This window comes from Terriglobus roseus (genome assembly GCF_900105625.1).
Lineage (GTDB): Bacteria > Acidobacteriota > Terriglobia > Terriglobales > Acidobacteriaceae > Terriglobus > Terriglobus roseus_B.
Window position 1 is genome coordinate 1 of record NZ_FNSD01000001.1, and the last position, 11717, is coordinate 11717.

At 59.8% G+C, this 11717-nt stretch carries 12 protein-coding genes; 11 read left to right on the plus strand and 1 reads right to left on the minus strand.

The features are described 5' to 3' along the window. A partial coding sequence (gene lexA, locus BLW03_RS00005; protein WP_074651765.1) for a transcriptional repressor LexA occupies positions 1–590 on the minus strand: 590 nt, incomplete at its 3' end. A 232-nt stretch (positions 591–822) separates the two neighbouring features. Between lexA and BLW03_RS00010 the strand changes: the two genes are divergently transcribed. The 11 genes from BLW03_RS00010 to BLW03_RS00060 all read left to right on the plus strand — a co-directional run bounded on the left by BLW03_RS00010 (position 823) and on the right by BLW03_RS00060 (position 11714). Continuing rightward, a complete protein-coding gene (locus BLW03_RS00010) occupies positions 823–1560 on the plus strand; it encodes a response regulator transcription factor (protein WP_244502175.1) in 738 nt (245 codons plus the stop codon). Further along, a complete protein-coding gene (locus BLW03_RS00015) occupies positions 1557–1784 on the plus strand; it encodes a hypothetical protein (protein ID WP_074651768.1) in 228 nt (75 codons plus the stop codon). Before BLW03_RS00010 ends, BLW03_RS00015 begins: the two co-directional genes overlap by 4 nt. After that, positions 1781–3076: a sigma-54-dependent transcriptional regulator gene (locus BLW03_RS00020; protein WP_074651770.1), complete on the plus strand. Its 1296-nt coding sequence runs from the start codon at positions 1781–1783 to the stop codon at positions 3074–3076. Before BLW03_RS00015 ends, BLW03_RS00020 begins: the two co-directional genes overlap by 4 nt. 120 nt (positions 3077–3196) lie before the next feature. Next, positions 3197–4564, plus strand: coding sequence for a flagellar hook-associated protein FlgK (flgK, locus tag BLW03_RS00025; protein WP_083350205.1), 1368 nt, complete (start codon positions 3197–3199; stop codon positions 4562–4564). Positions 4565–4580: 16 nt separating this feature from the next. Beyond that, positions 4581–5462, plus strand: a complete 882-nt coding sequence (locus BLW03_RS00030) for a flagellin N-terminal helical domain-containing protein (RefSeq protein ID WP_074651772.1) — start codon at positions 4581–4583, stop codon at positions 5460–5462. A gap of 34 nt (positions 5463–5496) precedes the next feature. Beyond that, entirely contained in the window at positions 5497–5730 is a 234-nt protein-coding gene (locus tag BLW03_RS00035; RefSeq protein ID WP_139285035.1) for a hypothetical protein, read from the plus strand. Between the two features lie 46 nt (positions 5731–5776). Beyond that, positions 5777–6919, plus strand: coding sequence for an endo-1,4-beta-xylanase (locus tag BLW03_RS00040; protein ID WP_074651773.1), 1143 nt, complete (start codon positions 5777–5779; stop codon positions 6917–6919). A 148-nt stretch (positions 6920–7067) separates the two neighbouring features. Beyond that, positions 7068–7334 carry a 30S ribosomal protein S15 gene (rpsO, locus tag BLW03_RS00045; protein WP_074651774.1) on the plus strand — a complete coding sequence of 89 codons (267 nt, stop codon included), beginning with the start codon at positions 7068–7070 and terminating at the stop codon, positions 7332–7334. A 304-nt stretch (positions 7335–7638) separates the two neighbouring features. Continuing rightward, a complete protein-coding gene (pnp, locus tag BLW03_RS00050) occupies positions 7639–10086 on the plus strand; it encodes a polyribonucleotide nucleotidyltransferase (RefSeq protein WP_074651775.1) in 2448 nt (815 codons plus the stop codon). 134 nt (positions 10087–10220) lie between these two features. Beyond that, a complete protein-coding gene (locus BLW03_RS00055; RefSeq protein ID WP_074651776.1) occupies positions 10221–10631 on the plus strand; it encodes a hypothetical protein in 411 nt (136 codons plus the stop codon). 330 nt (positions 10632–10961) lie between these two features. Continuing rightward, on the plus strand, positions 10962–11714 hold the full coding sequence (locus BLW03_RS00060) for a dienelactone hydrolase family protein (protein WP_074651777.1): 753 nt from the start codon (positions 10962–10964) through the stop codon (positions 11712–11714). Positions 11715–11717 lie beyond the last annotated feature (3 nt).

Here is an 11717-nt window from a genome sequence, read left to right on the forward strand (position 1 = left end):
AGCATACCGAGTACCTTGCCCTGGATGGCAACGCGGTCAGCCGGTGCGAAGATGGGTGCCATCTCGCTGTTGGAGGGCTGCAGCCGGATGAGGTTACCTTCCTTGTAGTAGCGCTTCAATGTTGCGTCGGAACCGTCCACAAGTGCCACGATGATCTCGCCCTCGCGTGCAGTGTTTGTGCGCTCCACCAGAACGTAGTCGCCACTCACAATGTGTTCGTCGCGCATGCTGTCGCCGCGGACTTCAAGCGCAAACACCTCGCGATTCCCAATGATCTCCGAGAGCGAGATGCTTTCCGCACTCTCAATGGCTTCCACGGGCTGTCCGGCGGCGATGCGACCCATCAGGGGGAGACGGTCGCTGTTCCTGCGAGCACTGCGCGGCGCCAGGACATCGATGGAGCGCGATCGGTTATGCGACCGCTGCAGCATGCCCTTGTTGTGCAGATTCGTGATGTGTTTGTGCACGGTCGCCAGCGAACTGAGGCCGAGACCTGCAGCGATTTCTTCGTAGGAAGGTGAGTAGCCCTTCCGCTGGGTAAAACCCGAGAGGAAGTCGAGGACTTCCTTTTGTCGACGCGTGATCGCCATGGGGTTGATTCTAGCGAATAAAAAGCGAACTGCAAGCAGAAAACGCCGGGAATCTAGATAGATACGGAAGCGTGTCTGCTTCCCAATGTGGAACAGTTCGCATCGCAAACCCCGTTCGGCTAGTTGTTCTTGCCTCATCTTCAGGGCATGTTTACTGGACAGCGCGGCCTAGACAGTCAGGGATCGCGCAAAGAAGAAGGTCTGTTGCGGCAGGAGATACACCTTGAAAGTCATGGTTGCTGAAGACGACTTCGCCTTATCGATGTTCCTTCAAAAGGGACTTGAGCTGGAAGGCCATGCGGTGCAATGCATCGGGGATGGCGCGACAGCACTTCAATTGATCCAAGAGGAGGATGCCCCAGACCTGCTGGTACTGGATCTGGGTCTGCCACGCTTGGATGGCGTGGACGTATTACGGGCCTTGCAGGGCAAGGTGCCGAACATGTCCATCCTGATCCTGACCGGACGTTCGCACCTGTCACTAAAGATTGAATGCCTCAATCTTGGCGCGGACGATTACGTGATCAAGCCGTTCTCGCTGTACGAGCTTTTGGCGCGCTGCAGGGCGCTTGCACGACGTCGCGTAGGCGTCGGGACCGGCGTGCTGCAATTTGCAGGCTTGCGTATGGACCGCATCCTGCGCTCGGTGACGTTCGGTCTGCAGCAGGTAGACCTGACGGCGAAGGAGTTCACGCTACTGGAATACCTGCTGCAGAAGAAGGGCCGCGCCGTGTCTCGTCGCGAGCTGCTGGAAGAGGTGTGGCATATGTCCCCGGATGCCGGGACCAACGTGGTGGACGTATATGTGAACTATCTGCGACGCAAGATGGCCGTGGCGGGGTCGACGGACATGATTGAGACCGTCCGCGGTGAAGGTTATGGCATTGGCGTGAAAAAGGAGTTGGTGAGAGATGGTATAAAGCGAGCTTCCGCACCCGTTGGCTCCACCGCGTTAGCAGGCGCAGCATGAGCGCGACGGTGGAGTACGGCAGTGCTCTGGGAGATGCAATCCACTTCTTGGCGCAGCCCCTGACCGCACTCACATTTGTGATTGATCTGGCCAGGTTGCAGCAGAACCCCGAAGCGTGGAAGGATGCGCTGGACAAGGCGGCGAATGAATGTCTTCGGGCGGGAGAAGCCTTAGATGTGATTCGTCAGGCGGCAGCCGCTGCAGAAGCTGAGAGGGAAGGATGAGTACGGCCGTATCGGTCCCGATGCAACAACGCAGCGTGGTTCTGGTAACGCCGGATGCCGATCTTCGACACAGATTAACGGCGAGACTGTCCAGTCTTCGGTGGAACGTGTTGTCTGCGGCTGGTGGCGCTGAGGCGATGGTGCATCTGGGAGGCGGAACTCCAGAGGCAATGATTGTCGACCACTGGCTCCCTGACCTGGATGCGGCAGAATTCACTGCGTATGCCGCAGCCTTATGTCCAGGCACGGACATGCTGCAGATGGATGGCAGTGCCGCATCCGCAGGAAGCAGAAGCTCGCGCAGAAACGAACTTCTGCACGCCTTACGGGAGGCTCAACAGGAGAGCCACGAGACCGCGGCGTTGCCCATCGCCGCGGTCTCTCCGACACCATTCGATGGAGCTGCCTGGCTGCACGCACCCGTGTCCATTCCTTCCGCTACGCCGGTGGGTACGGTGTCTTCGCGCTGGCTGGTTGATCCATTCATTCCTCCGGTGACGGAACGGCCTGCGGCGGTTCCGATGGAGGTCCGTATGCACCTTCCGGAGATGGTCGGTAACGCTCCGCAGATGTTGGAACTCGCCCGATTGGTTCGCATGGTGGCGCCGCACATGGCGAGTGTCCTGATCCAGGGCGAGACGGGCACTGGTAAGGAACTGGTGGCGAAGGCAGTTCATCGATTGAGCCATCGTGCGAACAAGCCTTTCGTCGTACTCAACTGCGCGGCGATACCGGAACATCTACTGGAGGCGGAATTGTTCGGTCACACGCGGGGAGCCTTTACCGGCGCCGTCACGTCACGCACCGGCCGTATCGAAGCTGCGCATGGTGGCACGCTCTTTCTGGATGAGATCGGCGAGATGCCACTGCCGCTGCAGGCGAAGATGCTGCGCTTTCTGGAGAACGGAGAAATCCAGAAGGTGGGGGACAACGATACGGTACGTGTGGATGTGCGTATCGTCGCGGCGACACATCAGCCGCTGGAGCAGAACGCCGATGACAAAGTCTTCCGTCTGGACCTCTATCATCGTCTCGCTGTCTTTCCAGTGGATGTGCCAACGTTGCGTGATCGGACGGAAGACATTCCGATGCTGACGGAATACTTCCTGCGAAAGTTTGGTGAGAGTGCTCCGCGGCGCTCGATTCTGCCAAAGGCTATCGACGCGCTGATGGATTACCAATGGCCGGGCAACGTTCGCGAGCTTGCTCACATGCTGCAACGGGCCATCATCCTCTGCGGTGAAGACGAAATACGGCCAGAGCATTTCCGCATTCGCAGCGCGTTCGCTTAGTCCTAGCTAAGAAAACAGTCGAAGGCTTGGGCCGCTCTCAGGAGCGGCTCTTTGCTTGTGGCCCGACGCGTGCCTTTGTTATCGACGTACCCAGATGAAAGGTGAGCAGGAGCGCGAGCCATGTTGGAGATGCCTACAGCGAGCGCGATCGAGCGTTATCTGTCGCTGAACACGCAGCAGATGAAGCTGACCGCAGCGAACATGGCGAATCAGAACACGGACGGCTACACACGCCGCACGGTGAGCTGGGGGAGTGGTGACACTGTCAGCGTAGGAGGAGCGGTGTCCTCCACCGGTGTGACGGCAACGATTGTCGCGCAGCGTGATCGTGTGTTGCTGCGTTCCGTGCAGACAGCCACCGAAGCGGACAGCGCCAGCAGCGCACGTGTGGCGGCACTGAATAACTTGCAGGCGCTGTTTGCGATTGGCGCGACAGGTGAAGACGCGTCGGGAATTGGTGCGGCTGTCAGCGACTTCTTCAATGCAGCCACTTCGCTATCGGCAACTCCAAACGACGGTGCGGCGCGGCAGAGTATGTTGACGGCGGCGCAGACCCTTGCGTCGGTAATGAACCAAACTGCGGCCCAAATCACATCGCAGAGTTCGGCGATGAACCAGACGATTGCGGACTCTGTCACGCAGGTGAACACACTGGCCGCAACGGTGGCTGCGCTGAATAAGCAGATCAGCGGGCTCGGCACGGGCGAGGTGTCGGATGCTTTGGTCGACCAGCGTGACCTTGCCGTAACTCACCTTGCAAAGCTGATGGATGTGAACAGCATTCGCAACGGCGATGGGAGCGTGAGTCTGGCGTTATCAAACGGCATACCTCTCGTGAACGGTTCGACCGCGCTGCCGCTAACCACTGGTACGGTGAACGACAGTACGCAGATCTTTGCTTCGTCTGCGGCCGGAGGAGCGGATGTTACTGCCGCGATTCACGGTGGCAGCATCGGTGGATCGCTGCAGGTGCGAGACAGCGATATACCCGCGGTCATGGCGCAACTGGATACTCTGGCCGGCACCCTTGCTTCTGCCGTGAATGCTCAAAATATTTTAGGTACGGATGCTGTGGGGAATACCGGGGGACCGATCTTCAGCGGATCCACGGCAGCGACACTGACGGTTGTCGCGACAGACGCAAATGCGATTGCCGCGTCGCCCGATGGCAGTAACGCGGCAGCCATTGGGGCTCTGCAGGACACTGCCTTGATGGGTGGCGGAACCTTCGCCGGTGCCTTTTCGACGATGCTGAGCGGTCTTGGAACGACTGCTGCAGATGCCACGACCGGCAGGGCTGCGGATGCGGCGGTCTTGACGCAGACAACGACGCAGATGGATGCGATCTCAGGAGTCTCTCTGGATACCGAGGCGGCGAATCTGACGCAGTTCCAGCGCTCATACGAAGCTGCGGCGAAGGTGATGTCGATTGTGAATGAACTGATGGCGCAGGCGATCAACCTGGGCACACCGACCGCGGTTTCGTAACTAAGAGGTCAGACATATGTTGAGCAGCACTGCGTCGTTACAGTCCTTGATCGCCTCCTTGAATGCCATGAATGAGAGGCAGACGAAGATCACGAATGAGATGTCATCGGGCGTACGTATGACCGCATTGAGTGATGATGCGGACGCTGCGGGGCAGGCCGTCCTGATGGCCGCAACGCTCCGAGGGAACGATTCGTTTGTTGCCACGGCAACGACTGTTGGTAACCGGATGCAGGCCGCGGATACGGCGCTGAGTTCTGTCGTGAGTCAGTTGACCTCGGCCATCACCACCGCCGTCGGCGCCCTCTCCGACGTGACCTCTGCAACCGCCAGGGCAACGGATGCGCATCAGCTTGCCGCTATCCGCGACAGCATCCTGTCATTGGCGAACAGTAGCTATGCTGGCAGCTACCTCTTCAGCGGCAGTGGCACCGCTGTGCCTTTTGCAGAAGATGCGAGTGGCGCAGTGTCCTATGTGGGTGATGCGCAGACATCTTCGGTCACTCTAAGCGGCGGTGGCAAGCTGCAGAGTTCGCTTGCGGGGGCTTCGGTCTTCATGGCCGCGAGCGCGTCGGTCTTCAGCGCTTTGAATGACGCGATTGCTGCTCTGCAACCGGGCAGTACTGCGGATGCTGCGACGGTTACGGGTAATCTGAGAGCCTCGCTCGATAATGTTTCGTTGCAGCGTGCCATGCTGGACACTGCGCAGAATCGACTCTCGAGCGAGAGCAGCTATGTGACTTCGCAGAGCACCAACCTCACGGCGGACCAGAGCACGCTCCTGTCAGCCGATACGGTTGCTCTGGCCACCGAACTTTCGGCGGTGACGACACAGAGGTCGGCGCTGCTGAGCACCATCGGCATCGTGCAGAAGGGCAGCTTGTTCGATTACCTGTAAGTCACTGGTTGCCGACTTCGATACACTCGAGCCTGTGATTGGGGCAATTCAATTTCTGTGGAACAGCACGCGTGGATCACGGCTTCGGCCGTGGCGCAGTCCCTACCTGCGCTGGCGCGTAGAGACCTATAGCGGCATGCATGCGGAGACAATCGGCGCCGGCGTGATGCTGCGTTTCCTGTGGGCGGAGAAGTGGCAGTTCCTGCGCTTCCTGCGGTGGACCGACGAGATGCGTGCGGAGAGCAAGAGTACATCGCGCAATGGATAGTGCGTCCGGGATCAGTCGGCGGCATTTTCTTGCAGCAGGCGCGACGATGGCGGGAGCAGCGATGCTCTCGGGCTGCAGCCACGGTCCACAGACCAGCACGCATCCTCTGCCGGGCATCGATGTGACGGGCAAAGCATCGTTGAGGGAACACGCGGCGAACGCAAGACTGCTGTTTGGCTTCGCGGTGAACACGGCACAGCTTCGCAGCAATCGCAGCTATCGCGCCATCGTCGAGCAGCAGGCATCGATAATCGTGCCGGAGAATGCGATGAAGTGGCGCGCCCTGCGGCCGTCTATGGATCGCTATGACTTCGAGGACGCGGACAGCTTGCTGACGTTTGCCGAGAAGAATCGCATCAAGCTGCGGGGCCACAATCTCTGCTGGCACCAGTCCCTGCCGGATTGGTTCGCCGCGAGCGCGAATGCGGCCGATGCGCACCGGTTATTGGTAGACCACATCCGCACAGTAGCGGGTCGGTACGCCGGCCGGATGCACTCGTGGGACGTGGTGAACGAGGCGATCAACACGCGCGATGGCCGTGCGGATGGTCTGCGTAACTCGCCCTGGTTGCGGCTCGTTGGGACTGACTATATCGAGATTGCCTTCCGCAGTGCTCGTGAGGCCGACCCGGCGGCCCTGCTTACCTATAACGAATATGGCCTGGAGTCTGCGTCGCCGGATGGTGCTGAGAAACGAGCTGCCACGCTTCAGATGTTGCGGCGATTGAAGCAGCGCAATGTCCCCGTCGATGCCATCGGCATCCAGTCGCACCTGCACGCGCCTTCGACTCAGGGCGCTGGCCCGGAACTGTTGCGGTTTATGGCCAGTTGCCGTGAGATGGGTCTGGAGATCTTCCTGTCAGAGATGGACGTGAGTGACCGCGATCTTTCCGCAGCTATCGACACGCGGGACAGGGTAGTCGCGGAGGATTATCGCGGCTTTCTGAACACCGCGCTACAGGAGCGAAGGGTAACCGCCGTCCTTACATGGGGAGTGGACGACGCAAGCACGTCGCTCAATGCGGAACAGCCACGGAAGGACCGCCTGGCGCAGCGGCCCCTGCTGTTTGACAGCAGGTATCAGGCAAAGCCTTCGTTTGCTTCAGTGCGAGATGCCTTCGATGCCCGGTTGGGGGCGGCGCCGGCACGGGCAGCGGCTCCTTCGACGTTTCGATTGCCCCGGCTGTAGTGCGAGCTATGGGGCAATCTCGAAAGAGATCTCGCACCATCTCGATACTCGGCAATACTGGGCACAGCCTTTGCCCCATCTTCGCCGGAAGTGGTATCCTGTCTCGTAGACCAAATCGGATTTTTGGAATCAGGAGTACCGCAAGACAGTGTTGGCAACAGCGAAAAAGAACGACATCATTGAGAAGTATCGTACGCACGATACCGATACCGGCAGCCCTGAAGTACAGATTGCGATCCTCAGCGAGCGCATCGGTCAGCTCACCGACCACTTCAAGACCCACAAGAAGGACCACGGCTCGCGCCGCGGCCTGCTTATGCTTGTCTCCAAGCGCCGCAGCCTGCTGGACTACCTGAAGAAGAATGATTCCGACCGCTACCGCGATGTCATCGGTAAGCTCGGCATTCGTAAGTAGTTTTCTTTCCAGGCATATCCATTCAGGGGCGAGGGCCGCATCGAGATGCTGCGCACGCAGACTTCCGTTACGCCGGGGCAGCAATGCCCCGGCCGCACGTCCACACGGTGGAGCGTGACGGCTTGACTGTGGCGTATCGCCTTCGGCTCTTCCGCTTCCCGGGTAATACCGGCCATGGCTCATCCCTCGACTTTCTTGGCTCGCGTCTCGCTGAATCCAGCGTTGCGCGGCCCTGCGCGCGTTTGCAGGTAAACCGCCGCGCCCACGACTTCCCATACAAAACCACAAAGAGAGAACACCCGCTATGAAGCAGGAAGTTTCCGTTGAACTTGCCGGTGGCAAGCGCATTACATTTGAGACTGGCCGCATTGCAAAGCAGGCCTCCGGCGCAGCATTTACCAGCTGCGGCGATACCGTCATCCTGGCTACGGCCGTTGGCGCACCCGAGCCCAAAGAAGGCATCGACTTTTTCCCGCTGACCGTCGAGTATCGCGAAACCACTTATGCCGGTGGCCGCATCCCCGGGGGCTTCATCAAGCGTGAAGGCCGCCCCAGCGAGAAGGAAATCCTAACCTCGCGTCAGATCGATCGCCCGATCCGTCCTCTGTTCCCCGAGACCTACCGCAACGAGACACAGGTGGTCGCGTTCGTGTATTCGGCCGACAAGGAAAACGATCCGGACGCGATTGCAATCAATGCTGCATCGTGCGCCATCGCACTGTCGGACGTTCCGTTTGAAGGCCCCATCGGCGCGGTTCGTGTTGGCCTGGTCGACGGTGAATTCATTGTGAACCCGACCTATGCTGAGCGTGCTGTCAGCAAGCTGAACATCATGGTTGCCGGTACCAAGGACGGCATCGTCATGGTCGAGTCCGGCGCGAAGGAAGTCAGCGAAGACCAGGTTGTGGACGCGATTGAGTTCGGTCATGGACAGGTCAAGCTGATCTGCGCAGCGATCATGGAGCTGGTTGGCCTCGCCGGCAAGCCTAAGCGCGCGACCAAGCCGCTGGAAGTCGACACCGCTTATGCCGAGAGCATGAAGGTACAGATCGGCGACCGTCTCATCGACGCTGTCGACACCCAGAAGTACGACAAGCTGACCAGCTACACCAAGATCAAGGAACTGAAGGACGAGCTGAAGAAGTCTCTGCCGGAAGGCAGCGACGCAGCCGCTTCCAAGAAGCTCGGCAAGTACTACGACCAACTGCGTGAAGAGATCTTCCGCATCCAGGTTCTGAAGGACCGCATTCGCCCGGATCGCCGGGCTTTCGACCAGGTTCGCCAGATCGATATCGAGGTTGGCATCCTGCCCCGTCCTCACGGATCTGCGCTCTTCCAGCGCGGTGAGACCCAGGCCATTGTGACGGCGACGCTGGGTACCGGCGACGACGCACAGCGCATGGAGTCGTACCAGGGTGAAGAGAAGCGCCGCTTCATGCTGCACTACAACTTCCCGCCGTATTCCGTTGGTGAGGTTGGACGTATGACCGGCACGGGCCGTCGTGAGATCGGTCACGGTGCGCTTGCGTATCGTGCGATCGAAGCGGTTCTGCCCGCTGAGTCGCCCTACACGCTGCGCGTGGTCTCGGACATCACGGAGTCCAACGGCTCGTCGTCGATGGCGTCGGTATGCGGAGCTTCGCTGGCACTGATGCATGCTGGTATTCCGCTGAAGGCAGCCGTTGCTGGTATCGCCATGGGCCTGGTGAAGGAAGGCGACGATTACGCCATCCTGACCGACATTGCCGGCGCGGAAGATCACTACGGCGACATGGACTTCAAGGTAGCCGGAACGCGCGAAGGCATTACCGCGCTGCAGATGGACATCAAGATCATGGGCATCACGCCGCAGATCATGCGTGAGGCACTGGCCCAGGCCAAGGCTGCTCGCCTGTTCCTGCTGGATAAGATGGACGCTGTGATCAGCGGTGCGCGTGAAGAGAAGTCACGCTACGCTCCGCAGATCAAGACGCTGCAGATCCCGACCGACAAGATCCGCGACCTGATCGGACCTGGCGGCAAGGTGATCCGTTCGATCATCGAGGCGACGCAGGTGAAAATCGATGTGGACGATACCGGCAAGGTGGATGTCTCGTCGAGCGATCCGGATGGCCTGGCACGCGCACTGCAGATGATCACGGACATCACGGCTGTTCCCGAGATCGGCAAGACGTACCTGGGCAAGGTAGTCCGCCTGGCAGAGTTCGGCGCGTTCGTCGAAATCTTCCCCGGTACGGACGGCCTGCTGCACGTCTCCGAGATCGCAGAGCACCGCGTGAAGGAAGTGAAGGACGAGCTGCGTGAGGGCGATACGGTTCTGGTCAAGGTGCTTGGCATCGAGGGCAACCGCATCAAGCTGAGCCGCAAGGCAGTTCTGAAGGAGCAGCGCGCCAAGCTTGGCCTGCCTGATCCCGAACCGCAGGCGGATGATCGCGGTGGTGATCGCCCGGAGCGTGGCGGCGACCGTGATCGTGGTCCCCGTCCTCCTCGCCCTGAACGTACGGCCCCGGCGCCGTCGGAAGAGACCATCACGCTTGAGGGCGGCGATGACTTCGAAGACGACGACGAGGATGATGAAGATGGCGACGAGGAAGGCGATGAGCCCGAGACGACGACCGAGGGTGGCGAAGCTCCGGCGGGTGGCGCACCGCGTCCCGCAGGCTCCGGCAACAAGCGTCGCCGCCGTCGTGGTGGACGCCGTGGCGGACCGGGAGCTGGTGGCCAGGCAGCCGGTGGCGCACCGACTGCGTAACGCATCATCGATCAAAGTACGAAGGGCCGCTGCTATCTGCAGCGGCCCTTCTGTTTGCGATGTCGCATCACTGGGCGCCTTTGTGGGTTTCGTTGGGCATCCACATGCGGTAGAGCGTTACACTGAGCGCGAAGATGTCTGCTTCCATGTACATCGTCGTTCAGGGGGAAGACCCCGGCTTTGACACATTTGTGAATGGCCGCGCCTTGGTGCGCAATGAGGATGCACTGGAGCGGCTGGCCATCCGCCTGGGCGTGCGACCACTGATCGACTTCTTCTCTGCCGACGCGAATTCCATGTCGCTGCTGATTGAAGAGGGTGCAGGGAATCCGGATCTTCTGGAGAAGCTGCCGCCGCCACAGTGGTTTCCCGGAGACGATGGTCTGGCAACGATCCGTCCGTTGCTGCAGGCTTTGCGAGACGACCAGTCGCAACTGGGCAGCGAAAGTGTGTACCTGCGCGAGGAGCTGGAGGAGTACGAAGTTGTGCTGCAGAAGACGGCCGATCGCGGTCTTCGCTGGCATTTAGCTGTGAGCTGGCGTTGAAGCGCTCTTCTGACCTGTAATCCTGCGCGAGACTTCGCGGTAGTGTCATCCTGAGCGTAGCGATACGGAGTCGAAGGACCCGAGTCCTTCTGGCAACGCCGTAAGTGTGGTGGGATGGGAGTTGTGGTTACCCGTTACATTTTGGGCGGCACACGCAGAATGCAGGTCCTTCGACTTCGCTGCGCTTCGCTCAGGATGACAAATGAGAACTGCGCTTCGCTCAGAATGGCAAATCTGTAAGAGAGATCAAGAACTGCGCTTCGCTCAGGATCACAGTTCTTGTTGAACGATCCCTGCGTCACAACTTCACTAAAGCTTTAGGAGTTCACCTTGATTCTTGCACCGCACGAGTTTGTCACGCTGGATACGCCCTATGGTCCGATGCGGACACACATTGTTCGTCCTGCCGCGCCGGGAAAGTATCCGGGACTGGTCTTTTATTCAGAGATTTTTCAGATCACCGAGCCCATTCGCCGCACGGCCGCGCTGTTGGCGGGGCATGGGTACATCGTCGCGATGCCCGAGGTTTATCACGAGTTTCTGCCGGCTGGGGAGGTGCTTGCGTATGACCAGGCAGGGTCCGACGTCGGCAATAAGTACAAGTACGAGAAGGAACTTGCCAGCTACGACGCGGACACGCGCGCGGTGCTGGATCACCTGAAGTCTCGTCCGGATTGCACCGGGCAGCTTGGTGCAATTGGCATCTGCCTGGGTGGTCACCTGTCGTTTCGTGCGGCCATGGAGCCGGACGTTTGTGCCACCGTCTGCTTCTATGGCACGGACATCCACAAGGGGTCGCTGGGCAAGGGGCAGAATGACGACTCGCTCGCTCGGGCGGCGGACATCAGGGGTGAGCTGTTAATGATCTGGGGTCGTCAGGATCCGCACATCCCGCTTGAAGGTCGCCGGATTGTTCTGGCTCGGTTGGATGAGTTGAATTTGCGTTTTGCCTGGCATGAGGTGAACGGAGCACATGCGTTCATGCGTGACGAGGGTGCTCGATACGATCCGGAGCTCGCGATGCACCTGTACCGAAAAACGCTGGATCTCTTCCATCGCAGTCTGGGGGCTGGCGATCGGTAAGGA